Here is a 25673-nt window from a genome sequence, read left to right on the forward strand (position 1 = left end):
GACGCCGGTGACCGAGCAGGCCGACTTCGCTTCCCCCGGTGTCGATGTCACCGCAGTCCTCGAACGCGCCGCCGCCGGTGGGCGGATCAGCGCGGAGGAGGCCGTGGTCCTGTACCGGGACGCGCCGCTGCACGCGCTGGGCGCCGCCGCCGACACGATCCGCCGCCGCCGCTACGCGGGCACCGAGCACATCGCCACGTACATCATCGAGCGGAACATCAACTACACCAACGTCTGTGTCACGGCGTGCAGGTTCTGCGCGTTCTACGCGGCCCCCAAGGACACCGACAAGGGCTGGACCCGCGGCCTGGACGACATCCTGCGGCGCTGCGCGGAGACCGTCGAACTGGGCGGCACCCAGATCATGTTCCAGGGCGGCCACCACCCGGACTACGGCGTGGAGTACTACGAGCAGCACTTCTCCGCCATCAAGAAGGCGTTCCCCGAGCTGGTGATCCACTCGCTGGGCGCGTCCGAGGTGGAGCACATGGCGCGGATCTCCGGGGTGTCCGTGGAGGAGGCCATCACCCGCATCCACGCGGCGGGTCTGGACTCCTTCGCGGGGGCCGGCGCCGAACTGCTGCCGGCCCGGCCGCGGAAGGCGATCGCCCCGCTGAAGGAGTCCGGCGAACGCTGGCTGGAGATCATGGAGGCGGCGCACCGGCTGGGCGTGGAGTCCACCTCCACCATGCTGATGGGCACCGGCGAGACCAACGCCGAGCGGATCGAGCATCTGCGCATGATCCGCGACGTACAGGACCGGACCGGCGGCTTCCGCGCCTTCATCCCGTACACCTACCAGCCGGAGAACAACCATCTGAAGGGCCGCACCCAGGCCACCCTCTTCGAGTACCTGCGGCTGATCGCCATCGCCCGGATCTTCCTGGACAACGTGGCGCACATCCAGGGCTCCTGGCTGACCACGGGCAAGGAGGTCGGCCAACTGTCCCTGCACTACGGCGCGGACGACCTCGGCTCGATCATGCTGGAGGAGAACGTGGTGTCCTCCGCGGGCGCCCGGCACCGCTCCAACCGGCTGGAGATCATCGACCTGATCCGCAAGGCCGGCCGGGTCCCCGCCCAGCGCGCCACCACGTACGAGCATCTGCTGGTCCACGACGACCCGGCGAACGACCCGGTGGACGACCGCGTCAGCTCGCACATCTCCTCCACCGCCCTCGACGGCGGCACGGCCCACCCCGAACTGAAACTGGTCGCCACCGACTGAGGCCCGCCGTGATCACCCTGCACACCGCCGAGGCCGACCCCGGGACCTCGGTCCTGGTCGACGGCGCCCGGATCGCCGCCGTCGGCCCGTACCGGGAGCTGGCCGAGGCGCACCCCGACGCCCGGCTGCGCCGCTGGCCCGGCATCCTCACCCCCGGCCTGCTCAACCCGTACGGTTCCGAGCTGTTGGAGGCCACCTACCACCCCGATCCGCGGGAGGCCGCCGAGCTGGGCACCGAGCCGATCGGCGGCGACCGGGCCCGCCGACTGCTCGCCGCCGACCCGGCCAGGGCCGGCGCCAGCGCACGGCGCGGGGTGCAGCGGATGCTGGCGCACGGCACGGTCGCCGTCGCCGGTGAACTGCGCTCCCGGGCCGCGGTGGACGCGGTACGCCGCGCGGGCCTCGCCGTCGGCCACCGCCCGGAGAGGCTGCCGGGCCCGCCCGCGCTCTCCCCGGTATCGCTGGTCCTCCTCCCGCCCCTGACCCCCGGCGCCCCCGCCCGCTTCGCCGTCTTCGACGTCCCCGACCGCCCCGCCCTGGTCCACCTCGGCGCCACCACCTGCGTCGCCACGGTCATCGCCGGCCGCCTGGTCTACCGGGGGCGATGACGGCGCCCGATCCGGTCCCCGAGTCGACCGGCGAGTGAGCCGAAGGGGCGCGGCCGGTGTCGAGACCGCGCCCGCGCGGAGGCCGCGAGGAACGAGTGGTCGAGCACGGGCGTGGTCTCGACACCGGCTGGAGCGCCCCGGAGGCGAACCGAGCCTGGAAAGGGCAGGCACAATGGGCTCCGTGAATCGCGCATCCCTGGACAAAAAGCCGGCTGAAGTCGCCTCGATGTTCGACGACGTGGCGGAACGGTACGACCTGACCAATGACGTGCTGTCCCTGGGGCAGGCCCGGCGCTGGCGTCGCGAGGTGGCGCGTGCCGTCGACGCGCGCCCGGCGCAGAAGGTGCTGGACCTGGCAGCCGGTACCGGCACCTCCTCGCTGCCCCTCACCCGCGCCGGGGCCTATGTGGTGCCCTGCGACTTCTCCACGGGCATGTTGCGGGTGGGCAGGAGCCGCCACCCGTGGCTGCCGTTCACCGCGGGCGACGCGACCCGACTGCCGTTCCGGGACGAGGCGTTCGACGCGGTCACCGTCTCCTTCGGGCTGCGCAACGTGCAGGACACCGGTGCCGCGCTGCGGGAGATGCTGCGGGTGACGCGGCCCGGTGGGCGGGTGGTGATCTGCGAGTTCTCCCATCCGACGTGGGCGCCGTTCCGCACCGTGTACAGCGAGTACCTGATGCGGGCGCTGCCGCCCGCGGCCCGCGCCGTCTCCTCGAATCCGGAGGCGTATGTGTATCTCGCCGATTCGATCCGGGCCTGGCCCGATCAGCGGGAGCTGGCGGGGAGGTTGGGGGAGGCGGGCTGGTCGCGGGTGGCGTGGCGTGATCTCTCCGGCGGTGTCGCCGCCGTGCACCGAGGCTTCAAGCCGGGGGTGTGAGCGCGGGGGTGCCCCGGCCGCGTACGGCGGCGCTTGTCGTCGCCGGACGCCGCGGCGGGCCGGTGGGCGGCGCTGCATAGACTGCCGGGTGTCCAGTGCCGTCCGGCACGCAGCTTTCCAGTCTGGGGGAGAACCCGCCGTGACCGAGCCGCTCTCCGAACACACCGCGGACGTGATCGTCGTCGGGGCCGGTCCCGCCGGGTCCACCACCGCCTACCACCTGGCCAAGTCCGGCCTCGATGTACTGCTGTTGGAGAAGACCGCCTTCCCGCGGGAGAAGGTGTGCGGTGACGGCCTCACACCGCGTGCCGTGAAGCAGCTCGTCGGAATGGGCATCGATGTCTCCGAGGAGGCCGGCTGGCTCCGCAACAAGGGCCTGCGGATCATCAGCGGCGGGACCCGCCTCCAGTTGGACTGGCCGGAGCTGGCCTCGTACCCGGACTACGGACTGGTCCGCAAGCGCGACGACTTCGACGAGCAGCTCGCCCGCCAGGCGCAGAAGGCCGGCGCCCGGCTGTACGAGCGGTGCAATGTGGGCGAGCCGATCGTGGACGAGCGCACCGGCCGGATCACCGGTGTGCACGCCAAGCTCGGCGAGGAGAAGGCGCCCACCACCTTCCACGCGCCGCTGGTGGTCGCCGCCGACGGCAACTCCACCCGGCTGTCGCTGGCGATGGGCCTGCACCGCCGGGAGAACCGCCCGATGGGCGTCGCCGTCCGCACCTACTTCACCTCGCCCCGGCACGACGACGACTATCTGGAGTCGTGGCTGGAGCTGTGGGACCGGCGCGGTGACAAGCCCCATCTGCTGCCGGGCTACGGCTGGGTCTTCGGGATGGGCGACGGCACCTCCAATGTGGGCCTCGGGGTGCTCAACGCCTCGCCCGCGTTCCGGGAGTTGGACTGGCGGAAGATCCTCAAGGCGTGGTGCGCGTCGATGCCGGAGGACTGGGGCTTCACCCCGGACAACATGACCGGACCGATCCGCGGCGCCGCCCTCCCGATGGCCTTCAACCGCCAGCCGCACTACACCAGGGGCCTGCTCCTGGTCGGCGACGCGGGCGGCCTGATCAACCCGTTCAACGGTGAGGGCATCGCGTACGCCATGGAGTCCGGGGAGCTCGCCGCGGATGTCGTGGTGCAGGCGCACGCCCGGAGCACCGACGCCCAGCGGGAGCTGGCCCTGCACCGCTATCCGAAGGTCCTCAAGGACACCTACGGCGGCTACTACACGCTGGGCCGCGTCTTCGTGAAGCTGATCAGCAACCCGAAGGTGATGAAGCTCGCCGCGGAGCGCGGGCTGACGCACCCGGTGCTGATGAAGTTCACGCTGAAGATGCTCGCCAACCTCACCGACCCCACCGGCGGCGACGCCATGGACCGGGTCATCAACGGCCTGACCAAGATGGCCCCCAAGGCCTGAGCCGACCTTGGAACCGCACGAGAAGGGCGCCGCACCGGGGAGGTGCGGCGCCCTTCTCATGCGCTCGGTACTCGGAGGCTCAGCGGACTCAGAGGACGCGGACCGCGCCGCTCGCCGGGTAGCCGGAGAGGTTCTGGATGACGACGCCCTTGGAGGGGTTCGCGGCGTCCAGGTACTGGCCGTTCCCGATGTAGACGCCCACGTGGTACGCGGAACCGGCGCCGCCCCAGTAGAGGATGTCGCCGACCTGGGCGCTGGACACGGAGACCTGGGTGCCGACGGTGGACTGGGCCTGCGAGGTACGCGGCAGGCTCACCCCCGCCTGCCGGTAGGCGGCCTGCACCAGGCCGGAGCAGTCCCAGGAGTTGGGGCCGGTGCCGCCCATCACGTAGGCGTCGCCGAGCTGCGCCTTGAGGAACGAGATGACACTGGCGACGCTGCCGCTGGCCGGGGCGGAGACGGGCGCCGGGGCGGGCGTGGAGGCGCCGGACCTGGTGGAGAGCGTGGTGCGCTCCGCGGCGCGGGAGGCGCGCTCCCGGGCGGCCGCCGCGGCCTTCCGCTTGGCCTCGGCCTCGGCCTTCTTCTTGGCCTCCGCCGCCTTGCGCTCGGCGGTGGCCTTGTCCTTCTTGGCCTGCTTCACGGCCTTCGCGGCGGCCGATTCCTGGGTGGCCTGCAGCTCGTAGGCGGCGGCGCGCTGCTGGGTGGCGTCGGCGGCCTGGGCGGACTGGCTGGCCAGGTCCGCGGTGAGCGTGGGGAGCGCCGCGGTCTCGGCCACGGGCTCGGCCGCACTGGCGGTACCGGACGCACCGGCCACTGCCAGGGTGCTGAGGACGCCACCGGCGACTCCGGCGCGCAGGGCCATCTTCGAGGCGCTGCGGCGGGGCTTCCGGTGGCTGGGTATGTGAGCGGTGTGGGACATGGGTACAAGCGCTATCAGGGCGCCGCCGTTACCTTCAAGAAACGTGTGGTGCGCCACAGTTGCCGCCTTCGCGGCCGAATCCCGGGCGCGCCGCTCCTTATTGACGCCGTAACGGGCAATACGGGCAGTAGTGATCATGCCGTTGATCATGGCCTTTCAGCAATACGCCCGAATTGCCCGCGACTTACCACCGGTTGAGGTGGTTGGCCAAGCCCGGCTTCCGGTGCCGCGCGAGCCCTGTGGGATAGGTCACGGAACGGTCACCCTGCTCCCGGCGTCCCCTCCTGCTGCCGGCGATAGGTGACGGGGTGTCAGTTCATCGGGGAGATGTCCGGATCATGCGCATGAGAGGGGTGAAATCCGATCCGTCCCCTCCGGCTTTCGCTCGTGGGTGCGCCGGATCGCCCTTGGTGGTGGAAGTTCGTGAACGCGCGCACACGTCCGCAACGAGCCGGAGATTTCCGCCTGTTGTGTGAACAGCCCACTATCAAGTGATTGTGTCCAGCGCCAATTTGCTTGCGCCGTAGGCGCCTTGATAGAGCGCGCACCGCTGCGACCAGCGGTGACCTGCGTGTATGTAGCTCATCGTGATCGATCGGACACATCGTGTGCGAGGCTTCAAGTCCGCCTGAATTCATGATCGTTCGTCGGGTGGTGGAGATCACAAAGCGGATCTTGGACCCCGTGTCGCACGTCACAGACCGCCGGGCATAGGATGCGGGGCAGCCGGGCTTGTGACCTGCTTCACATGCGAGCGATCATTGAGTTGAGAGGGCGCGGGACGCGGTCTCCGCGCAGCGCATGGAGACAGGGGGCGCGCCCGGCGCCGACGAAGCAGTCAGTGCCGACTGAGAGGAGCGAGGAGCGGTGAACGCCTATGCGCCCATCCTCGTACTGGGAGCCCTCGGGGCAGGCTTTGCGATCTTCTCCGTGGTCATGGCCACGCTGGTCGGTCCAAAGCGGTACAACCGGGCCAGGCTGGAGGCCTACGAGTGCGGTATCGAGGCGACGCCGACAGCGGCCGGCGGCGGACGGTTCCCGATCAAGTACTACCTGACGGCGATGCTGTTCATCGTCTTCGACATCGAGATCGTCTTCCTCTACCCCTGGGCGGTCAGCTTCGACGCCCTGGGTCTGTTCGGGCTCGTCGAGATGCTGCTCTTCGTGCTCACCGTCTTCGTCGCGTACGCGTACGTGTGGCGGCGTGGCGGCCTGGAATGGGACTGAAGGCCGCGAGGGATCAAGTCCGCGAGGGATCTAGAGGGGTCTGAGGGGCCACACCAATGGGACTCGAAGAGAAACTGCCGAGCGGTTTTCTGCTGACCACCGTCGAACAGGCCGCGGGCTGGGTGCGGAAGTCGTCCGTCTTCCCCGCGACGTTCGGCCTTGCCTGCTGCGCCATCGAGATGATGACCACCGGCGCCGGCCGCTACGACCTGGCCCGCTTCGGCATGGAGGTGTTCCGCGGTTCACCGCGCCAGGCTGACCTGATGATCGTGGCGGGCCGGGTGAGCCAGAAGATGGCGCCGGTGCTGCGGCAGGTCTACGACCAGATGCCGAACCCCAAGTGGGTCATCTCCATGGGCGTCTGCGCCTCCTCGGGCGGGATGTTCAACAACTACGCGATCGTGCAGGGCGTCGACCACGTCGTGCCGGTCGACATCTACCTGCCCGGCTGCCCGCCGCGGCCCGAGATGCTGATCGACGCCATCCTCAAGCTCCACCAGAAGATCCAGACGTCCAAGCTCGGCGTGAACGCCGAGGAGGCGGCCCAGGAGGCGGAGGAAGCGGCGCTCAAGGCGCTCCCCACCATCGAGATGAAGGGGCTGCTGCGATGAGCGACGACCAGGGCAAGCGCCCGGAGCCCGGCCCCGCCGAGCCCAACCCGGAGCAGGAGCTCAGCGAGCAGAACCTGCCGGGCCAGCGCGGCGAGGGCGGCGAGGAGATCCGCGTCCAGCAGGGCATGTTCGGCGCCAACAACGGTGGTGACACCAGTGGTTACGGTGGCCTCACCAGGTCGGTGCGGATGCCGGGACCGGCCAACCGCCCCTACGGGGGCTGGTTCGACGAGGTCGCCGACGAGCTGGAGGGCGCCCTGGAGGAGCAGGACCTCCTCCCGGAGAACGCCATCGAGAAGACCGTCGTGGACCGCGGGGAACTCACCTTCCACATCGCCCGCGAGCACCTGCTGAGGGTGGCCCGCACCCTCCGCGACGACCCGGCGCTCCGCTTCGAACTCTGCACCGGTGTCAGCGGCGTGCACTACCTCCACGACAAGGGCCGTGAGCTGCACGCCGTGTACCACCTGCGCTCCATCACCCACAACCGGCTGCTGCGCCTGGAGGTCTCGGCCCCCGACCAGGACCCGCACTTCCCGTCGCTGGTCGAGGTCTACCCGACCAACGACTGGCACGAGCGGGAGGCCTACGACTTCTTCGGCATGATCTTCGACGGCCACCCCGCGCTCACCCGGATCATGATGCCGGACGACTGGCAGGGCTTCCCGCAGCGCAAGGACTACCCCCTCGGCGGCATCCCCGTCGAGTACAAGGGCGCCCAGATCCCCGCCCCGGACCAGCGGAGGTCCTACTCATGACAACGCCTTCTGCCGCCCCCCGCGAAACCACCGAGGGGACCGTCTACACGGTCACCGGTGGTGACTGGGACGAGGTCGCCCAGGCCGCCGCCCAGGCCGACGACGAGCGCATCGTCGTCAACATGGGCCCCCAGCACCCCTCCACCCACGGTGTGCTGCGGCTCATCCTGGAGATCGACGGCGAGACCGTCACCGAGGCCCGCTGCGGCATCGGCTACCTCCACACCGGCATCGAGAAGAACCTCGAATACCGCACGTGGACGCAGGGCACCACGTTCGTGACGCGCATGGACTACCTGACGCCGTTCTTCAACGAGACGGCGTACTGCCTCGCGGTGGAGAAGCTCCTCGGCATCGAGGACGACGTACCGGACCGGGCCAACGTCATCCGCGTCATGCTGATGGAGCTGAACCGCCTCTCCTCCCACCTGGTGGCCCTCGCCACCGGCGGTATGGAGCTGGGCGCCACCACCATCATGATCTACGGCTTCCGGGACCGTGAGCTGGTGCTCGACGTGTTCGAGCTGATCACCGGCCTGCGGATGAACCACGCCTACATCCGCCCCGGCGGCCTCGCCCAGGACCTGCCGCCCGGCGCCGTCGACAAGCTCCGCGAGTTCGTCAAGGCCATGCGGAAGAACCTGCCGGAGTACGACAAGCTCGCCACCGGCAACCCGATCTTCAAGGGCCGGATGCAGGACATCGGGTACCTGGACCTGGCCGGCTGCATGGCGCTCGGCGCCACCGGCCCCGTCCTGCGCTCCGCGGGCCTCCCGCACGACCTGCGCAAGGCGCAGCCGTACTGCGGCTACGAGAACTACGACTTCGACATCCCGACCGCCGACACCTGCGACTCCTACGGGCGGTTCCTGATCCGCCTGGAGGAGATGCGGCAGTCGCTGCGGATCGTCGAGCAGTGCCTCGACCGGCTTGAGCCCGGCCCGGTCATGGTCGGCGACAAGAAGATCGCCTGGCCCGCGCAGCTCGCCCTCGGCCCCGACGGCCTGGGCAACTCGCTGGACCACATCAAGAAGATCATGGGCAGCTCCATGGAGGCCCTGATCCACCACTTCAAGCTCGTCACCGAGGGCTTCCGGGTACCGCCCGGCCAGGCCTACGCGGCGGTCGAGTCCCCCAAGGGCGAGCTGGGTGTGCACGCCGTGTCCGACGGCGGCACCCGCCCCTTCCGGGTCCACTTCCGCGACCCGTCCTTCACCAACCTGCAGGCCATGGCGGCGATGTGCGAGGGCGGCCAGGTCGCCGACGTCATCGTGGCCGTGGCGTCCCTCGACCCCGTGATGGGAGGCGTTGACCGGTGACCGCCACTGGATCGGAGCGGGGCGTCAGCCTGGGAATGCCCCAACTGCCCGCCCCCGAGTACCCGGCCGACGTCCGGGCCCGCCTGGAGGCCGACGCACGGGAGATCATCGCCCGCTACCCCGACTCCCGCTCGGCGCTGCTGCCGATGCTGCACCTGGTGCAGTCCGAGGAAGGCCACGTCACCCGCACCGGCATGAAGTTCTGCGCTGACCTGCTGGAGCTGACCACGGCCGAGGTCACCGCCGTCGCGACCTTCTACACGATGTACCGGCGCAAGCCGAGCGGCGACTACCAGGTCGGGGTCTGCACCAACACGCTGTGCGCGGTGATGGGCGGCGACGCGATCTTCGAGGCGCTCCAGGAGCACCTCGGCGTCGGCAACGACGAGACCACCGACGACGGCAAGGTCACGCTGGAGCACATCGAGTGCAACGCGGCCTGCGACTTCGCCCCCGTGGTCATGGTCAACTGGGAGTTCTTCGACAACCAGACCGTGGAGTCCGCCAAGGACCTCGTCGACCGGCTGCGCGCCGGCGACAGCGTCGAACCCACCCGCGGCGCCACGCTCTGCACCTTCAAGGAGACCGCGCGCATCCTGGCCGGCTTCCCCGACGAGCGGGACGGAGCCGTCGCGGCCGGCGGCAGCGCGGGCCCCGCCTCGCTGACCGGGCTGCGCCTCGCCAAGGGCGAGAACACCGCGGCCCGCGTCGTCCACCCCAGGGACGCGGCGCCCCAGGAGGCCCCGCAGTCCGACCCCGAGCAGCCCGCAGGCCCGGCCCGTGAGGAGGGGGAGTGATGACCGTGTCCACCGAGACCCCGGGGGCGCCCCGCCCGGACGCCGGCGGCGACGGCAGCCCGGAGAAGCTCCTGGCACCCGTACTGTCCGCGTTCTGGGACGAGGACGACTCCTGGACCCTCGACGGCTACCGGCGCCACGACGGCTACCAGGGCCTGGCCAAGGCCCTGGAGATGCAGCCCGACGACCTCATCGCCTATGTGAAGGAATCCGGGCTCCGCGGTCGCGGCGGCGCCGGCTTCCCCACCGGCATGAAGTGGCAGTTCATCCCGCAGGGCGACGGCAAGCCGCACTACCTGGTGGTCAACGCCGACGAGTCGGAGCCCGGCACCTGCAAGGACATCCCGCTCCTCTACGCCAACCCGCACAGCCTCATCGAGGGCATCGTGATCGCCTGCTACGCGATCCGCTCCGAGCACGCCTTCATCTACCTGCGCGGCGAGGTCGTCCCCGTACTGCGCCGGCTGCACGAAGCCGTCCGCGAGGCGTACGAGGCGGGCTACCTCGGCGAGGCCATCCTCGGTAGCGGCCTGAAGCTGGACCTCACCGTGCACGCCGGCGCCGGCGCGTACATCTGCGGTGAGGAGACCGCGCTGCTCGACTCGCTGGAGGGCCGCCGCGGCCAGCCCCGGCTGCGGCCCCCCTTCCCCGCCGTCGAAGGCCTCTACGCCTGCCCCACCGTGGTGAACAACGTCGAGTCCATCGCCTCGGTTCCCGCGATCATGCACCGCGGCAAGGACTGGTTCCGCTCCATGGGCAGCGAGAAGTCCCCCGGCTTCACGCTGTACTCCCTCAGCGGTCATGTCTCAGGCCCCGGCCAGTACGAGGCGCCGCTCGGCATCACCCTGCGGCAACTCCTCGACATGAGCGGCGGGATGCGCCCCGGGCACCGCCTCAAGTTCTGGACCCCCGGCGGCTCCTCCACCCCGATGTTCACCGACGAGCACCTCGACGTCCCGCTCGACTACGAGGGCGTCGGCGCCGCCGGATCCATGCTCGGCACCAAGGCCCTCCAGTGCTTCGACGAGACCACCTGCGTGGTCCGCGCCGTCACCCGCTGGACCGAGTTCTACGCCCACGAGTCCTGCGGCAAGTGCACACCCTGCCGCGAAGGGACGTACTGGCTGGTCCAGTTGCTGCGGGACATCGAGGCCGGCAAGGGCACCATGGCCGATCTCGACAAGCTCGCCGACATCGCCGACAACATCAACGGCAAGTCCTTCTGCGCCCTCGGCGACGGCGCCGCCTCCCCGATCTTCTCCTCGCTGCAGTACTTCCGCGAGGAGTACGAGGAGCACATCACCGGCAAGGGCTGCCCCTTCGACCCGGCCAAGTCCACGGCCTGGGCGGACACGCACACGGAGGTGACCGCATGACCGTGACGACCGGGGCTCCCTCCGGGAGCGGCGAGGCCGCCGTGCCGCCCGAGGACCTCGTCACCCTCACCATCGACGGCATCGAACTCAGCGTCCCCAAGGGCACGTTGGTGATCCGCGCCGCCGAGCAGCTCGGCGTGGAGATCCCGCGCTTCTGCGACCACCCGCTGCTCGACCCGGCCGGCGCCTGCCGGCAGTGCATCGTGGAGGTCGAGGGCCAGCGCAAGCCGATGGCGTCCTGCACCATCACCTGCACCGAGGGCATGGTGGTCAAGACGCAGCTCACCTCGGCCGTCGCGGAGAAGGCGCAGCGCGGCGTGATGGAGCTGCTGCTCATCAACCACCCGCTGGACTGCCCCGTCTGCGACAAGGGCGGCGAGTGCCCCCTGCAGAACCAGGCCATGTCCGTCGGCGACCCCGACTCCCGCTTCGAAGGCCGCAAGCGCACCTACGAGAAGCCCGTCCCGATCTCCAGCCAGGTACTGCTGGACCGGGAACGCTGCGTGCTGTGCGCGCGCTGCACCCGCTTCTCCAACCAGGTCGCCGGCGACCCGATGATCGAACTCATCGAGCGGGGTGCCCTCCAGCAGGTCGGCACCGGCGAGGGCGACCCCTTCGAGTCGTACTTCTCCGGGAACACCATCCAGATCTGCCCGGTCGGCGCGCTCACCTCGGCCGCCTACCGGTTCCGGTCCCGGCCGTTCGACCTGGTGTCCTCGCCGAGCGTGTGCGAGCACTGCTCCGGCGGCTGCGCCACCCGCACCGACCACCGCCGCGGCAAGGTCATGCGGCGCCTCGCCGCCGACGACCCCGAGGTCAACGAGGAGTGGCTGTGCGACAAGGGCCGCTTCGCGTTCCGCTACGCGCAGCGCCCCGACCGCCTCACCACCCCCCAGGTCCGCGACGCCGACAGCGGTGAACTCCGCCCGGCGAGCTGGCCGGAGGCCCTGGACGCGGCGGCCCGCGGACTGCTCGCCGCCCGCGGCCGTACCGGCGTGCTGACCGGTGGCCGGCTCACCGTCGAAGACGCCTACGCCTACAGCAAGTTCGCCCGGGTCGTGCTCGACACCAACGACGTCGACTTCCGGGCCCGGGTGCACAGCGCGGAGGAGGCCGAGTTCCTCGCCGCCCGCGTCGCCGGCCGCGGCCGCGACCTGGACCGCACCGGCGTCACCTACACCTCGCTGGAGCAGGCACCCGCCGTACTGCTGGTGGGACTTGAGGCCGAGGAGGAGGCGCCCGGCGTCTTCCTGCGGCTGCGGAAGGCCTGGCGCAAGCACCAGCAGCGCACCTACGCCATCGCCACCCACGCCACCCGTGGCCTGGAGAAGGCCGGTGGCACCCTGCTGCCCGCCGCGCCCGGCACCGAGACCGAGTGGCTGGACGCACTCGCCGGCGGCGTCGGCCTCACCGAACCGGGCACCGCCGCGGCCGAGGCACTGCGCGGCGAGGGCGCCGTGATCGCCGTCGGCGAGCGGCTGGCCGCCGTACCCGGCGGGCTCACCGCCGCGATCCGCACCGCGACCGCCACCGGCGCCCGCCTGGTGTGGATCCCGCGCCGGGCCGGCGAACGCGGCGCCGTCGAAGCCGGCGCGCTGCCCTCCCTGCTGCCCGGCGGCCGGCCCGCCACCGACCCGCGGGCCCGCGACGAGGTCGCCACCGCCTGGGGCCTCGCCCAACTCCCGCACCGCTACGGGCGCGACACCGGCGAGATGCTGGCCGCCGCGGCCGGCGGCGAACTGGCCGCCCTGCTGGTCGCCGGTGTCGAGCCGGCCGACCTGCCGGACCCGGCGGCCGCCCTCAGCGCCCTCGACGAGGTCGGCTTCCTCGTCTCCCTGGAGCTGCGGCCCGGCCAGGTCACCGAACGCGCCGATGTGGTGCTGCCGGTGGCGGCCGTCGCGGAGAAGTCCGGCACCTTCCTCACCTGGGAAGGCCGCGGCCGCCCGTTCGAGACCGCGCTGAAGCCGGACCAGATGACGCGCTCGGTGGCCCCCGCCGATCTGCGGGTGCTCCAGATGCTCGCCGACGCCATGGACGTGCACCTGGGACTGCCCGATCTGCACACCGCCCGCCGCGAGTTGGAGCGGCTCGGCGTGTGGACCGGGGAGCACGCGGCGGACCCGGAGACCGCGACCGTCCCCGCGCCGCGGCCCGCGGCCGGTGAGGCCGTACTCGCCGGACACCGTCTGCTGCTCGACCTGGGCCGGCTGCAGGAGGGCGACGAGGCACTGGCCGGGACCCGGCACGCCGCCGTCGCCCGGCTCTCCGCCGCCACCGCGGACGAGGCCGGCGTCAAGAACGGCGACGTCCTCGCCGTCACCGGACCCGCCGGCCGGGTCGAACTCCCGCTGCTGGTCACCGAGATGCCCGACCGCGTGGTGTGGCTGCCGCTCAACTCCACCGGTTCCGGTGTCGCCGCCGACGCGGGCGCCCGCCCCGGTGAACTCGTCCGTATCGGCCCGGCCCCCCTGCCGGAGTCCCAGGAGGTAACGGAGGTGACGTCATGACGCCTCTGGTCCACGTACCCGCGGGGCTGCCGCTCGCTGCGGAAGACCTGTCGATGTTCGGCCGCGATCCTTGGTGGCTCGTCGTAATCAAGGCCGTGTTCTGCTTCGCGTTCCTGATGGTGACGGTGCTCGTCTCCATCGTGTGGGAACGCAAGGTCGTCGCCTGGATGCAGTTGCGCATCGGCCCCAACCGGCACGGCCCCTGGGGACTGCTCCAGTCGCTCGCCGACGGCGTCAAACTGATGCTGAAGGAAGACGTCGTCGTCAAGCGGGCCGACAAGCTGGTCTATGTGATGGCGCCGGTCGTCGCCGCCGTCCCCGCCTTCATGGCCATCGCGGTGATCCCCTTCGGCCCCGCCGGCAACGAGATCTCGATCTTCGGCCACCGCACCACGATGCAGCTCACCGACCTGCCCATCGCGATGCTGTACGTCCTCGCGGTGGCCTCCGTCGGCATCTACGGCATCGTGCTCGCCGGCTGGTCCTCCGGCTCGACCTACCCCCTCCTCGGCGGCCTGCGCTCCTGCGCCCAGATGATCTCCTACGAGATCGCCATGGGCGCCGCGTTCGCCTCCGTCTTCCTCTACTCGGGCTCGATGTCCACCTCGACCATCGTCGAGCAGCAGCACGACCGCTGGTACATCCTGCTGCTGCCGGTCTCCTTCGTGATCTACATCGTGACGATGGTCGGCGAGACCAACCGCGCCCCCTTCGACATGCCGGAGTCCGAGGGCGACCTCGTCGGCGGCTTCAACACCGAGTACTCCTCCATCAAGTTCGCCATGTTCATGCTGGCCGAGTACATCAACATGGTGACCGTCTCCGCGGTGGCCGCCACCCTCTTCCTCGGCGGCTGGCGCGCACCCTGGCCGATCAGCACCTTCTGGGAGGGCGCCAACCACGGCTGGTGGCCCATGATCTGGTTCGTCGCCAAGGTGCAACTGCTGCTGTTCTTCTTCATCTGGCTCCGCGGCACCCTCCCCCGGGTCCGCTACGACCAGTTGATGAAGCTCGGCTGGAAGGTCCTCATCCCGGTCTCCGTGGTGTGGCTGATGCTCGTCGCCACCGTCCGCGCACTGCGCAACGAGAACTACGACTTCAGCGAGATCGCGCTGTACGTCGTCGGCGGAGTGCTGGCCCTGCTGGTGCTCTCCTTCGTGGTCGACATGTTCCGCGACAGGGCCGGCCAGAACGGCCAGGCCGCCACCCCCGCCGCACCGGGCGGACCCGGCGGCGCCGGAGCGCCCGGCGCCTTCGACCCGATGGCCGGCGGATTCCCCGTACCACCGCTGCCCGGCCAGGAGTTGCCGCCGGTGCCGCGGCGCCGGCCGCGCGGTGAGCGGGCACTGATCCCCAGCGGCGCACCCGGAAATGACCAGCCCGAGGGCGAGCCCCGAACATCCGGGGCCGGCGAAGGAAAGGAGGCGTCCGATGGCTGAGCGACCCGAAGAGGGCAAGAGCACCGAGCCCGGGTTCATGAACCCGGTGGCGGGCTTCGGCGTGACCTTCAAGGCCATGTTCAAGAAGCGGCTCACCGAGCAGTACCCGGAGCAGCAGAAGGTCACCGCACCGCGGTTCCACGGCCGCCACCAGTTGAACCGCCACCCGGACGGACTGGAGAAGTGCGTCGGCTGCGAACTCTGCGCCTGGGCCTGCCCCGCCGACGCGATCTACGTCGAAGGCGCCGACAACACCGACGAGGAACGCTACTCGCCGGGCGAGCGCTACGGCCGCGTCTACCAGATCAACTACGCCCGCTGCATCCTGTGCGGACTGTGCATCGAGGCGTGCCCCACCCGCGCGCTGACCATGACCAACGAGTTCGAACTCGCCGACAGCAGCAGGCAGAACCTCATCTACACCAAGGAACAACTGCTGGCCGGCCTGGAGGACGGCATGGTCGACTCGCCGCACGCCCTCTACCCCGGCGCCGACGAACAGGACTACTACCGGGGCCTGGTGACCCACGCCGCCCCCGGCACCGAACGCCAGACCGCGGTCTCCAAGGGCGAGACCCCCGAGTCCGCCGCGGACACCGAGAGCGGCGCCGACACCGGCACCGCCTCCGGTGACCAGGCCTCCGGGAAGGCGGGCGGTCGATGAACAGCCTTGCCGCCTACACCACTTCCACCGGTGAGGCCATCCAGTTCTGGGTGCTGGGCACGGTCGCCGTGCTCGGCGCCCTCGGCACCGTCCTCATGCGGCGCGCGGTGCACAGCGCCCTCTGCCTCGCCGGCACCATGATCGTCCTGGCGGTGTTCTACCTCGCCAACGGCGCCTACTTCCTCGGCGTCGTACAGATCGTCGTCTACACCGGCGCCATCATGATGCTGTTCCTCTTCGTGGTGATGCTCGTCGGCGTCACCGCGGCGGACTCCCTCAAGGAGACCATCAAGGGCCAGCGCTGGCTCGCCGCCCTCTGCGGCCTCGGCTTCGGCATCCTGCTCATCGCCGGCACCGCCAACGCCTCCCTGAAGAACTTCCAGGGCACCGGCGAAGCCAACGCCGCGGGCAACGTCCCCGCCCTGGCCGCCCTCATCTTCACCAAGTACGTCTTCGCCTTCGAGATCACCGGCGCCCTCCTCATCACCGCCACGGTCGGCGCCATGGTCCTCACCCACCGCGAACGCACCGAACGGGCCCTCACCCAGCGGGAGATGTCCGAGCAGCGGATCCGCGACGGCAAGCAACTCCCGCCGCTCCCCGCCCCCGGCGTCTACGCCCGGCACAACGCCGTCGACATCGCCGGACTGCTGCCCGACGGCACCCCGTCCGAGCTCACCGTCAACAGGACGCTGCGCGCCCGCGGCCAGATCCGCGACGTCTCCGACGAGGCACTCGACGATCTGCACGCCCTGGAACAGCGCTCCGAGGAGCGCCTGGAGCGGACGAGGACCGAGGAGGCCTCCCAGTGAATCCGGTCTACTACCTCTACCTCGCGGCGCTGCTCTTCACCATCGGCGCCTCCGGGGTGCTGATCAGGCGCAACGCCATCGTGCTGTTCATGTGCGTGGAGCTGATGCTCAACGCCTGCAACCTCGCGTTCGTCGCCTTCTCCCGGCTGCACGGCAACCTCGACGGGCAGATCATCGCGTTCTTCACGATGGTCGTCGCCGCCGCGGAGGTCGTCGTCGGGCTCGCGATCATCGTGTCGCTGTTCCGTTCCCGCCACTCGGCCTCGGTCGACGACGCCAGCCTGATGAAGCTCTGAGGGGTCGCAGAAGTGGAGAATCTCATCGCGCTGCTCATCGCGGCGCCACTGCTCGGAGCGGCCCTCCTGCTGTGCGGGGGCCGCCGGTTCGACCGGGTCGGCCATCTCGTCGGCACCGTGCTCGCCGCCACCTCGTTCGTACTCGCCGCGGTCCTCTTCACCGACCTGCTCGGCCGGGCCGCGGACGACCGCACCATCCACCAGCACCTGTTCAGTTGGGTGCCCGTACAGGGCTTCCAGGCCGACATGGCCTTCCAACTCGACCAGTTGTCCATGACGTTCGTCCTGCTGATCTCCGGCGTCGGCACCCTGATCCACCTCTACTCGATCGGGTACATGGCGCACGACGAGCGCCGCCGCCGCTTCTTCGGCTACCTCAACCTCTTCCTCGCGGCGATGCTCATCCTGGTCCTCGCCGACAACTACCTGCTGCTGTACCTCGGTTGGGAGGGCGTCGGCCTCGCCTCGTACCTGCTGATCGGCTTCTGGCAGCACAAGCCGAGCGCCGCCACCGCCGCCAAGAAGGCCTTCCTGGTCAACCGCGTCGGCGACATGGGCCTCTCCATCGCGATCATGCTGATGTTCACCACCTTCGGCACCTTCGCGTTCGGCCCCGTCCTGCACTCCGCGGGCGACGCCACCGAGGGCAAGCTCACCGCGATCGGCCTGATGCTGCTGCTCGCCGCCTGCGGCAAGTCCGCCCAGGTGCCGCTGCAGTCCTGGCTCGGGGACGCGATGGAAGGCCCCACCCCGGTCTCCGCACTGATCCACGCGGCCACCATGGTCACCGCCGGCGTCTACCTCATCGTCCGCTCCGGAACGATCTTCAACGCGGCACCCGACGCCCAACTCGTCGTCACCGTCGTCGGCGCCGTCACCCTGCTCTTCGGAGCGATCGTCGGTTGCGCCAAGGACGACATCAAGAAGGCACTCGCCGGCTCCACCATGTCGCAGATCGGCTACATGATCCTCGCCGCCGGCCTCGGCCCCATCGGCTACGTCTTCGCCATCATGCACCTGGTGACCCACGGCTTCTTCAAGGCCGGCCTCTTCCTCGGCGCCGGCTCCGTCATGCACGGCATGAACGACGAGGTCGACATGCGCCGCTACGGCGGCCTCTGGCGCCATATGCCGATCACCTTCGCCACCTTCGGCCTCGGCTACCTCGCCATCATCGGCTTCCCCGGCCTCTCCGGCTTCTTCTCCAAGGACCTCATCATCGAGGCCGCGTTCGCCAAGGGCGGCACCGAGGGCTGGATCCTCGGCGGCGCCACCCTCCTCGGCGCCGCCATCACCGCGTACTACATGACCCGCGTGATGCTGATGACGTTCTTCGGCGAGAAGCGCTGGGCCAAGGACGCCGACGGCAACGAACCCGAGCCCCACGAGTCGCCCAGCTCCATGACGATCCCCATGATCGTCCTGGCCTTCGGCTCGGTCTTCGCCGGCGGCTTCTTCAGCATCGGCGACCGCTTCCTGCACTGGCTCGAACCGGTCACCGGGCACGCCCACGGCGACTCCCCGGTCAGCGCCCTCACCGTCACCGCGGCCACCATGGTCTGCCTCGTCCTCGGTGTGGCCCTGGCCTGGCTCCAGTACGGGCGGCGCCCCGTGCCCGCCACCGCACCCCGCGGCTCCCTGCTCACCCGGGCAGCCCGCCGCGACCTCCTCCAGGACGACTTCAACCACGTCGTCCTGGTCCGCGGCGGCGAACACCTCACCCGCTCACTGGTCTACCTCGACCACTCCCTGGTCGACGGAGTCGTCAACGGCACCGCGGCCTCGATGGGCGGCCTCTCCGGCCGGCTCCGCAAACTGCAGAACGGCTACGCACGCAGTTACGCGGTCTCCATGTTCGGCGGTGCGGCGGTGCTCGTCGCCGCCACCCTGCTGATGAGGGCGGTCTGATACCGATGTCCTTTCCCCTGCTGACAGCGACGGCGGCGCTCCCGGCCCTCGGGGCGATCGCCACCGCCGCCGTCCCCGCCGCCCGGCGCACCGCGGCGAAGTGGACGGCGCTGATCTTCTCCCTCGCCACCCTGGCACTCGCCGGGCTGGTCCTCGCCCGCTTCGAACCGGGCGGCGCGCGCTACCAGTTGACCGAATCCCACGCCTGGATCCCGGACTTCGGCGTCCGCTACGACCTGGGCGTCGACGGCATCGGGGTGGCGCTGATGGCGCTCACCGCGCTGCTCATCCCGTTCGTGATGCTCGCCGGCTGGCACGACGCCGACCCCCTGGACACACACAGCTCGCGGTGGCGGCCCACCCAGGGCTTCTTCGCGCTGATCCTGCTCGTCGAAGCCATGGTGATCCTCTCCTTCGAGGCCACCGACGTCTTCCTCTTCTACATCTTCTTCGAAGCCATGCTCATCCCGATGTACTTCCTCATCGGCGGCTTCGGCGACCGCGCACACGGCGGCAGCGAGGAGAACGCCGCCGCCCAACGCTCCTACGCGGCCGTGAAGTTCCTCCTGTACAACCTCGCCGGCGGCCTGATCATGCTCGCCGCCGTCATCGGCCTCCACGTGGTCACGGGCAGCTTCTCGCTCCCCGAGATCGCCGCCGCCCGCGCCGACGGCACCCTGACGATGGCGACCAGCACCGAACGCTGGCTGTTCCTCGGCTTCTTCTTCGCCTTCGCCGTCAAGGCACCGCTGTTCCCGCTGCACACCTGGCTGCCGAACGCCATGGGCGAGTCCACCACCCCGGTCGCGGTACTGATCACCGCGGTCATGGACAAGGTGGGCACCTTCGCCATGCTCCGGTTCTGCCTCGGCCTCTTCCCCGAGGCCAGCAAGTGGGCCACCCCCGTCATCATGGTGCTGGCCCTGATCAGCATCCTCTACGGGGCGCTGCTCGCCGTCGGCCAGCGCGACATCAAGCGCCTGATCGCCTACGCCTCGATCTCCCACTTCGGGTTCATCGTGCTGGGCATCTTCGCCATGACCAGCCAGGGCCAGTCCGGCGCCACGCTCTACATGGTCAACCACGGCATCTCCACCGCCGCCCTGATGCTCGTCGCCGGCTTCCTCATCTCCCGCCGCGGCTCCCGGCTCATCGCGGACTACGGCGGAGTGCAGAAGGTGGCGCCGATCCTCGCCGGCACCTTCCTGGTGGGCGGCCTCGCCACCCTGTCCCTGCCCGGACTCGCCCCGTTCGTCAGCGAGTTCCTGGTCCTGGTCGGCACCTTCTCCAGCCACCCGGTGCTGGGCATCATCGCCACCCTGGGCATCGTCCTCGCCGCGCTCTACGTACTCGTCCTCTACCAGCGCACCATGACCGGGCCGGTCAAGCCGGAAGTCTCCGCCATGCCCGACCTCAAGGTGCGTGAACTGGTGGTGGTCGCCCCGCTGATCGCCCTGCTGATCTTCCTGGGCGTCTACCCCAAGCCGCTCACCGACATCGTCAACCCGGCGGTACAGCAGACCATGTCCGACATCCATAAGCAGGACCCCCGGCCCGAGGTGGAGGCGGCCCAGTGAGCACCCCAGCCGTCCACAGCCTGTGGACAACGGCGGCCGAACCGCTGACCAAGATCAACGCACCGAAGATCGAATACGGTCAGCTCTCGCCCACCCTCATCGTCATCGGCGCCGCCCTGGTCGGCGTCCTCATCGAGGCCTTCCTGCCGCGAAGGTCGCGCTACTACGCCCAGGTCTTCACCTCCGTCGTCGCCCTCGCCGCGGCCTTCGCCGCGGTGGTCGCTCTCGCGGCCGGCGGCTACGGCACCACCAAGGCGCACATCGCCGCCATGGGCGCCATCGCCGTCGACGGACCCGCCCTCTTCCTCCAGGGCACCATCCTGCTGGCCGGCATCGTCGCCGTCCTCACCTTCGCCGAACGCCGCCTCGACCCCGAAGCCCACGGCAACCGGGTCGACTCCTTCGCCGCCCAGGCCTCCTCCGTGCCCGGCAGCGACAGCGAGAAGGCCGCCGTCAAGGCTGGCTTCACCACCACCGAGGTCTTCCCGCTCGTCCTCTTCGCCGTCGGCGGAATGCTCGTCTTCCCCGCCGCGAACGACCTGCTGACCCTCTTCATCGCACTGGAGGTCTTCTCCCTCCCGCTCTACCTGCTCTGCGCCGTCGCCCGCCGCCACCGCCTCCTCTCCCAGGAAGCAGCGGTCAAGTACTTCCTCCTCGGCGCCTTCGCCTCCGCGTTCACCCTCTTCGGCATCGCCCTCCTCTACGGCTATGCCGGCTCCGTCTCGTATGCGACCATCGCGCACGTCGTCGACGGCAGCGTCCAGGACGTCAACCCGGCCCTCGCCAACACCATGGGCAACGACGCGCTGCTGCTGATGGGCGCCGCGATGGTCGTGATGGGCCTGCTCTTCAAGGTCGCCGCGGTCCCCTTCCACATGTGGACCCCGGACGTCTACCAGGGCGCCCCCACCCCCGTCACCGGCTTCATGGCCGCCGCCACCAAGGTCGCCGCCTTCGGCGCCCTGCTGCGGCTGCTGTACGTGGTGCTGCCGGGGATGCGCTGGGACTGGCGGCCCGTCATGTGGGGCGTCGCCATCGTCACCATGCTGGGCGGTGCGATCGTCGCCATCACCCAGACCGACATCAAGCGGCTCCTCGCCTACTCCTCCGTCGCGCACGCCGGCTTCATCCTCGCCGGTGTCATCGCCTCCAACGCCGACGGCATCTCCTCGGTGCTGTTCTACCTGGCGGCGTACTCCTTCGTGACCATCGGCGCCTTCGCCGTCGTCACCCTGGTACGGGACGCGGGCGGCGAGGCCACCCACCTCTCCAAGTGGGCCGGCCTGGGCAGGCGTTCACCACTGGTGGCGGCGGTCTTCGCGATCTTCCTGCTCGCCTTCGCCGGTATCCCGCTGACGAGTGGCTTCGCCGGGAAGTTCGCCGTGTTCAAGGCGGCCGCGGAAGGCGGCGCGGCCCCGCTGGTGGTGATCGGTGTGATCTCCTCCGCGATCGCCGCGTTCTTCTACATCCGGGTCATCGTGCTGATGTTCTTCAGCGAACCCCGCCCCGAAGGCCCCACGGTGGCCGTGCCGTCCGCCCTGACCACCACCGTCATCGCGGTCGGGGTGGCCGTCACCGTCGTCCTCGGCGTCGCCCCCCAGTACTTCCTGGACCTCGCGGGCCACGCCAGCGTCTTCGTCCGCTGACCCGACCGGCACACCACCGGCCCGGCACCCCTGGAACGGGGGCGCCGGGCCGGTGGCGTACCGGGGGCGGCCCGGGTGGCAGGCCCCCGGAGCAGCCTGTGGATAACTTTCCCGGCTGTCGGCGCGGACGCCTATCGTTGCGGTGTGGTCGAAAGACGGCCGGGCGGGACCCGCGTGATCGGCGGGGCCGTCGCGATGAACGGGACGGGTGCGACGTACGTGACGGACGCGGCGGACACGGCGGACGTGGTGGGCACGGCTGACGTGGTGGACCACTTCGACGAGGCGGACCCCTTTGGCGGGGCGGATCCCTTCGATGAGGCGGATCCGTTCGATGGGGTGGACCCCTTCGACGGGATGGATCCCTTCGACGGGGTGGGCACCTCTGGCTCGGTGGGCACCTCTGGCGTGGTGGGCGCGGCCGATTCGACCGGTGGTGGTGGCGGGGGCGGGGGCGGGGCCCGGAGGGCCGGCCTCTCCCCCCTCGAAACCCTCCGCAAGATCTTCGGCTACGACGCCTTCCGCGGCGAGCAGCAGGCCGTGATCGAGCAGGTGGTCGGCGGCGGGGACGCGGTCGTGCTGATGCCGACGGGCGGCGGCAAGTCCCTCTGCTACCAGATCCCGGCTCTGGTCAGGCCCGGCACCGGCATCGTGGTCTCCCCGCTGATCGCCCTGATGCAGGACCAGGTCGACGCCCTGCGCGCCCTCGGCGTCCGGGCCGGCTTCATCAACTCCACCCAGGACTTCGACGAACGCCGCATGGTGGAGGCCGAGTTCACCGCCGGCGAGCTGGACCTGCTGTATCTGGCGCCGGAGCGGCTGCGCCTGGACAGCACCCTGGCGCTGCTGTCCCGCGCCCCGATCTCGGTCTTCGCCATCGACGAGGCGCACTGCGTCGCCCAGTGGGGCCACGACTTCCGCCCGGACTACCTGTCGCTGTCCCTGCTCGGGGAGCGCTGGCCGCAGGTCCCGCGGATCGCGCTCACCGCGACGGCCACCCCCGCCACCCACCGGGAGATCACCGAGCGCCTCGGCATGGCCGGCGCCCGCCACTTCGAGGCCAGCTTCGACCGGCCCAACATCCAGTACCGCATCGTCCCCAAGGCCGACCCCAAGAAGCAGTTGCTGTCCTTCCTCAAGGACGAGCACCCGGGCGACGCCGGCATCGTGTACTGCCTGTCCCGCAGCAGCGTGGAGAAGACCGCCGAGTATCTGACCCGGCAGGGCGTGGCCGCGGTGCCGTACCACGCGGGGCTGGACGCGAGGACGCGGGCCGAGCACCAGGCGCGGTTCCTGCGCGAGGAGGGCCTGGTGGTGGTGGCGACCATCGCCTTCGGTATGGGCATCGACAAGCCCGATGTCCGTTTCGTCGCCCACCTCGATCTGCCGAAGTCGGTGGAGGGCTACTACCAGGAGACGGGCCGCGCCGGGCGGGACGGCCAGCCGTCCACGGCGTGGATGGCGTACGGGCTCCAAGACGTGGTGCAGCAGCGGAAGTTGATCCAGTCCGGGGAGGGCGACGAGGCGTTCCGCCGCCGTGCCGCCTCCCATCTGGACGCGATGCTGGCCCTGTGCGAGACGGTCCGCTGCCGCCGCGGCCAGCTCCTCACCTACTTCGGGCAGGAGGCCCCCGGCGAGTCCTGCGGCAACTGCGACACCTGCCTCACCCCGCCGCACACCTGGGACGGCACGGTGGCCGCGCAGAAGGTGCTGTCGGCGGTGGTGCGATTGCAGCGGGAGCGGGGGCAGAAGTTCGGCGCCGGGCAGATCATCGACATCCTGCGGGGCCGCCGCACCGCGAAGATCATCCAGTTCGACCATGACCAGCTCTCCGTCTTCGGTATCGGCGAGGAGCTGTCCGAGGCCGAATGGCGGGGCGTGGTACGGCAGTTGCTGGCGCAGACGCTCCTCGCCGTGGAGGGCGAGTACGGCACCCTGGTGCTCACCGGGGACAGCGGTGCGGTGCTGCGCGGGGAACGGCAGGTGCCGCTCCGCAAGGAGCCGGAGCGGCCCGCCGCGCCTGCCGCGTCCCGTGCCGAGCGGAGCGGGAAGAAGGCGAAGGCGGCGCCGGTGGATCTGCCGGAGGAGGCCGTGGCGCTCTTCGAGGCGCTGCGGGCCTGGCGCGCCGAGCAGGCCAGGGAGCAGGGCGTCCCCGCCTATGTGGTCTTCCACGACGCCACACTCCGCGAGATCGCCACCCTGCGCCCGTCCACCGTCGCCGAGTTGGGCACCATCAGCGGTGTCGGCGAGAAGAAGCTCGCGACGTACGGCGAGGGGGTGCTGGAGGTGGTGGCCGGCGGCGGGAGCTGACCGCCGCGGCGGGCGCGGGGTGGGTCTCGGTCGGCGGGGGCTCAGCCCGTGGGGGCGGCGGGGGTGATACGGCCGGTGACCTCGCCGAGGCCGATCCGGGTGCCGTCCGGTCCCGGTGCCCAGGCGGTCATGGTGACCTCGTCGCCGTCCGCGAGGAACGTCCGCTCGCCGTCCGGGAGTTGGAGCGGCCGGCTGCCGTTGCCGGTCAGTTCGATCAGTGATCCGTACTCGTGCTCGGTGGGGCCGCTGACGGTGCCCGAGCCGTAGAGGTCGCCGGTGCGCAGCGAGGCGCCGTTGACCGTCATATGGGCCAGCATCTGCGCCGCCGTCCAGTACATGAGGGAGAAGGGCGGTTCGGATACCACGGTGCCGTTGACGGCGACCGCGATGTGCAGGTCGTAGCCGGTCGGTCCGGTGGTGGCGTCGTCGAGGTACGGCAGCAGGGGGTGGGTGCGTTCCGGCGGGTTCACCCGGGCCGTGTCCAGGGCGTCGAGGGGGGTGATCCAGGCGGAGACGGAGGTGGTGAAGGACTTGCCGAGGTGCGGGCCGAGGGGTTGGGCCTCCCAGCCCTGGATGTCGCGGGCCGACCAGTCGTTGAGGAGGCACAGCCCGAAGACATGCTCGCGGAAGTCGGCCAGCGGCACCGGGCGGCCCATCGGGGAGGGGGTGCCGACGACGAAGCCGACCTCGGTCTCGATGTCGAGGCGCGTCGAGGGCCCGAAGACGGGGTCGCTCTCGCCGGGTGCTCTGCGCTGCCCGCTGGGGCGTACCACGTCGGTGCCGGAGACGACGACGGTGCCGGAGCGGCCGTGGTAACCGATGGGCAGATGCTTCCAGTTGGGGGTGAGCGGGTCGGGCGCTTCGGGCCGGAAGAAGCCGCCGAGGTTACGGGCGTGGTGCTCGGAGGCGTAGAAGTCGACGTAGTCGGCGACCGCGAACGGCAGGTGGAGTCGGACGTCCGCCAGCGGGTGCAGCAGGGGTTCCACGGTGTCCCGGTGGGCGGGGTCGGTGACCCAGGTGGTGAGTTCGGCGCGGACCCGGCTCCAGATGGGGCGGCCGGCGGCGAGCAGCGGGTCGAGGGACCCGGCGGTGAGGAGCCCGGTGTGCGGGGAGCCGAGGGCGGTGGCGGCGGCGCCCGCGTCCAGTACATGGTCGCCGAGCCGGACGCCGACCCTGCGGGTGGGGGAGTCGGGGGTGGTGAAGACACCGTAGGGCAGGTTGTGCGGGCCGAAGGGGTGGCCGTCGGGGAGGTCGAGCGGGGTGTGCTCGTGCGGCTCGGGCATCGGGTACTGCCTCGCTTTCCGTGTGGTTGACCACACCGTACGTCCGGTCGGTGCCGGGGGTGGGGCCCGGGGGCGCGGACCGGCG

21 protein-coding genes are annotated in these 25673 nt (G+C 70.5%); 19 read left to right on the forward strand and 2 right to left on the reverse strand.

The features are described from left to right. Window positions 1–7 precede the first annotated feature (7 nt). From mqnC to ACFVST_RS04030, 4 genes are all read left to right on the forward strand, one after another. Window positions 8–1228, forward strand: coding sequence for a cyclic dehypoxanthinyl futalosine synthase (gene mqnC / locus ACFVST_RS04015; RefSeq protein ID WP_390146639.1), 1221 nt, complete (start codon window positions 8–10; stop codon window positions 1226–1228). 8 nt (window positions 1229–1236) lie between these two features. After that, window positions 1237–1836, forward strand: a complete 600-nt coding sequence (locus tag ACFVST_RS04020; protein ID WP_390146641.1) for a hypothetical protein — start codon at window positions 1237–1239, stop codon at window positions 1834–1836. 181 nt (window positions 1837–2017) lie between these two features. Beyond that, window positions 2018–2716 (forward strand): demethylmenaquinone methyltransferase, encoded by a 699-nt coding sequence (locus ACFVST_RS04025; RefSeq protein ID WP_390146643.1) that lies wholly within the window; start codon window positions 2018–2020, stop codon window positions 2714–2716. A 139-nt stretch (window positions 2717–2855) separates the two neighbouring features. Next, the gene (locus ACFVST_RS04030) at window positions 2856–4139 is read left to right on the forward strand and encodes a geranylgeranyl reductase family protein (protein ID WP_390146645.1); all 1284 of its coding nucleotides are present in this window, start codon (window positions 2856–2858) and stop codon (window positions 4137–4139) included. An 88-nt stretch (window positions 4140–4227) separates the two neighbouring features. Here ACFVST_RS04030 and ACFVST_RS04035 read toward each other — a convergent pair whose 3' ends face one another. Further along, window positions 4228–5058 carry a C40 family peptidase gene (locus ACFVST_RS04035; protein ID WP_390146647.1) on the reverse strand — a complete coding sequence of 277 codons (831 nt, stop codon included), beginning with the start codon at window positions 5056–5058 and terminating at the stop codon, window positions 4228–4230. An 867-nt stretch (window positions 5059–5925) separates the two neighbouring features. On the opposite strand from ACFVST_RS04035, the gene ACFVST_RS04040 reads away from it, so the two are divergent. The 15 genes from ACFVST_RS04040 to recQ all read left to right on the forward strand — a co-directional run bounded on the left by ACFVST_RS04040 (window position 5926) and on the right by recQ (window position 24305). Beyond that, the gene (locus ACFVST_RS04040) at window positions 5926–6285 is read left to right on the forward strand and encodes an NADH-quinone oxidoreductase subunit A (protein WP_390146649.1); all 360 of its coding nucleotides are present in this window, start codon (window positions 5926–5928) and stop codon (window positions 6283–6285) included. Between the two features lie 56 nt (window positions 6286–6341). Beyond that, complete coding sequence (locus tag ACFVST_RS04045; RefSeq protein ID WP_390146651.1) at window positions 6342–6896, forward strand: NuoB/complex I 20 kDa subunit family protein; 555 nt, start codon at window positions 6342–6344, stop codon at window positions 6894–6896. Further along, window positions 6893–7654 carry an NADH-quinone oxidoreductase subunit C gene (locus ACFVST_RS04050; protein ID WP_390146653.1) on the forward strand — a complete coding sequence of 254 codons (762 nt, stop codon included), beginning with the start codon at window positions 6893–6895 and terminating at the stop codon, window positions 7652–7654. Before ACFVST_RS04045 ends, ACFVST_RS04050 begins: the two co-directional genes overlap by 4 nt. Next, window positions 7651–8973 carry an NADH-quinone oxidoreductase subunit D gene (locus tag ACFVST_RS04055; protein WP_390146655.1) on the forward strand — a complete coding sequence of 441 codons (1323 nt, stop codon included), beginning with the start codon at window positions 7651–7653 and terminating at the stop codon, window positions 8971–8973. The genes ACFVST_RS04050 and ACFVST_RS04055 overlap by 4 nt, the downstream gene beginning before the upstream one ends. After that, a complete protein-coding gene (nuoE, locus tag ACFVST_RS04060) occupies window positions 8970–9770 on the forward strand; it encodes an NADH-quinone oxidoreductase subunit NuoE (RefSeq protein ID WP_390146657.1) in 801 nt (266 codons plus the stop codon). Before ACFVST_RS04055 ends, nuoE begins: the two co-directional genes overlap by 4 nt. Further along, complete coding sequence (gene nuoF / locus ACFVST_RS04065) at window positions 9767–11146, forward strand: NADH-quinone oxidoreductase subunit NuoF (RefSeq protein ID WP_390146658.1); 1380 nt, start codon at window positions 9767–9769, stop codon at window positions 11144–11146. Before nuoE ends, nuoF begins: the two co-directional genes overlap by 4 nt. Further along, window positions 11143–13653: an NADH-quinone oxidoreductase subunit G gene (locus ACFVST_RS04070; protein WP_390146660.1), complete on the forward strand. Its 2511-nt coding sequence runs from the start codon at window positions 11143–11145 to the stop codon at window positions 13651–13653. The genes nuoF and ACFVST_RS04070 overlap by 4 nt, the downstream gene beginning before the upstream one ends. Then, entirely contained in the window at window positions 13650–15092 is a 1443-nt protein-coding gene (gene nuoH / locus ACFVST_RS04075; RefSeq protein WP_390146661.1) for an NADH-quinone oxidoreductase subunit NuoH, read from the forward strand. Before ACFVST_RS04070 ends, nuoH begins: the two co-directional genes overlap by 4 nt. After that, window positions 15085–15756, forward strand: coding sequence for an NADH-quinone oxidoreductase subunit NuoI (gene nuoI, locus ACFVST_RS04080; RefSeq protein ID WP_390146663.1), 672 nt, complete (start codon window positions 15085–15087; stop codon window positions 15754–15756). The genes nuoH and nuoI overlap by 8 nt, the downstream gene beginning before the upstream one ends. Continuing rightward, a complete protein-coding gene (locus ACFVST_RS04085; RefSeq protein ID WP_390146665.1) occupies window positions 15753–16568 on the forward strand; it encodes an NADH-quinone oxidoreductase subunit J in 816 nt (271 codons plus the stop codon). Before nuoI ends, ACFVST_RS04085 begins: the two co-directional genes overlap by 4 nt. After that, window positions 16565–16864: an NADH-quinone oxidoreductase subunit NuoK gene (gene nuoK / locus ACFVST_RS04090; protein WP_390146667.1), complete on the forward strand. Its 300-nt coding sequence runs from the start codon at window positions 16565–16567 to the stop codon at window positions 16862–16864. Before ACFVST_RS04085 ends, nuoK begins: the two co-directional genes overlap by 4 nt. A gap of 12 nt (window positions 16865–16876) precedes the next feature. Then, complete coding sequence (gene nuoL, locus ACFVST_RS04095) at window positions 16877–18772, forward strand: NADH-quinone oxidoreductase subunit L (RefSeq protein ID WP_390146669.1); 1896 nt, start codon at window positions 16877–16879, stop codon at window positions 18770–18772. Window positions 18773–18777: 5 nt separating this feature from the next. Next, window positions 18778–20349, forward strand: coding sequence for an NADH-quinone oxidoreductase subunit M (locus ACFVST_RS04100; protein ID WP_390146671.1), 1572 nt, complete (start codon window positions 18778–18780; stop codon window positions 20347–20349). Further along, on the forward strand, window positions 20346–21995 hold the full coding sequence (gene nuoN / locus ACFVST_RS04105; RefSeq protein WP_390146673.1) for an NADH-quinone oxidoreductase subunit NuoN: 1650 nt from the start codon (window positions 20346–20348) through the stop codon (window positions 21993–21995). The genes ACFVST_RS04100 and nuoN overlap by 4 nt, the downstream gene beginning before the upstream one ends. Window positions 21996–22352: 357 nt before the next feature. Then, window positions 22353–24305, forward strand: coding sequence for a DNA helicase RecQ (gene recQ / locus ACFVST_RS04110; RefSeq protein WP_390146939.1), 1953 nt, complete (start codon window positions 22353–22355; stop codon window positions 24303–24305). A 41-nt stretch (window positions 24306–24346) separates the two neighbouring features. Here the strand turns inward: recQ and fahA are convergent, their stop codons facing one another. Then, window positions 24347–25588, reverse strand: a complete 1242-nt coding sequence (fahA, locus tag ACFVST_RS04115) for a fumarylacetoacetase (protein ID WP_390146675.1) — start codon at window positions 25586–25588, stop codon at window positions 24347–24349. Window positions 25589–25673 lie beyond the last annotated feature (85 nt).

This window comes from Streptomyces sp. NPDC058045 (assembly GCF_042885635.1).
Classification (GTDB): Bacteria; Actinomycetota; Actinomycetes; order Streptomycetales; family Streptomycetaceae; genus Streptomyces.

What these genes read in the sequence shown, in the direction of transcription:
- ACFVST_RS04035 (WP_390146647.1), bottom strand. Translation starts at nt 5,058, where the DNA reads ATGTCCCACACCGCTCACATACCCAGCCACCGGAAGCCCCGCCGCAGC.
- ACFVST_RS04045 (WP_390146651.1), top strand. Translation starts at nt 6,342, where the DNA reads ATGGGACTCGAAGAGAAACTGCCGAGCGGTTTTCTGCTGACCACCGTC.
- ACFVST_RS04050 (WP_390146653.1), top strand. Translation starts at nt 6,893, where the DNA reads ATGAGCGACGACCAGGGCAAGCGCCCGGAGCCCGGCCCCGCCGAGCCC.
- ACFVST_RS04055 (WP_390146655.1), top strand. Translation starts at nt 7,651, where the DNA reads ATGACAACGCCTTCTGCCGCCCCCCGCGAAACCACCGAGGGGACCGTC.
- ACFVST_RS04070 (WP_390146660.1), top strand. Translation starts at nt 11,143, where the DNA reads ATGACCGTGACGACCGGGGCTCCCTCCGGGAGCGGCGAGGCCGCCGTG.
- nuoH (WP_390146661.1), top strand. Translation starts at nt 13,650, where the DNA reads ATGACGCCTCTGGTCCACGTACCCGCGGGGCTGCCGCTCGCTGCGGAA.
- nuoI (WP_390146663.1), top strand. Translation starts at nt 15,085, where the DNA reads ATGGCTGAGCGACCCGAAGAGGGCAAGAGCACCGAGCCCGGGTTCATG.
- ACFVST_RS04085 (WP_390146665.1), top strand. Translation starts at nt 15,753, where the DNA reads ATGAACAGCCTTGCCGCCTACACCACTTCCACCGGTGAGGCCATCCAG.
- ACFVST_RS04100 (WP_390146671.1), top strand. Translation starts at nt 18,778, where the DNA reads ATGTCCTTTCCCCTGCTGACAGCGACGGCGGCGCTCCCGGCCCTCGGG.
- recQ (WP_390146939.1), top strand. Translation starts at nt 22,353, where the DNA reads ATGGATCCCTTCGACGGGGTGGGCACCTCTGGCTCGGTGGGCACCTCT.
- fahA (WP_390146675.1), bottom strand. Translation starts at nt 25,588, where the DNA reads ATGCCCGAGCCGCACGAGCACACCCCGCTCGACCTCCCCGACGGCCAC.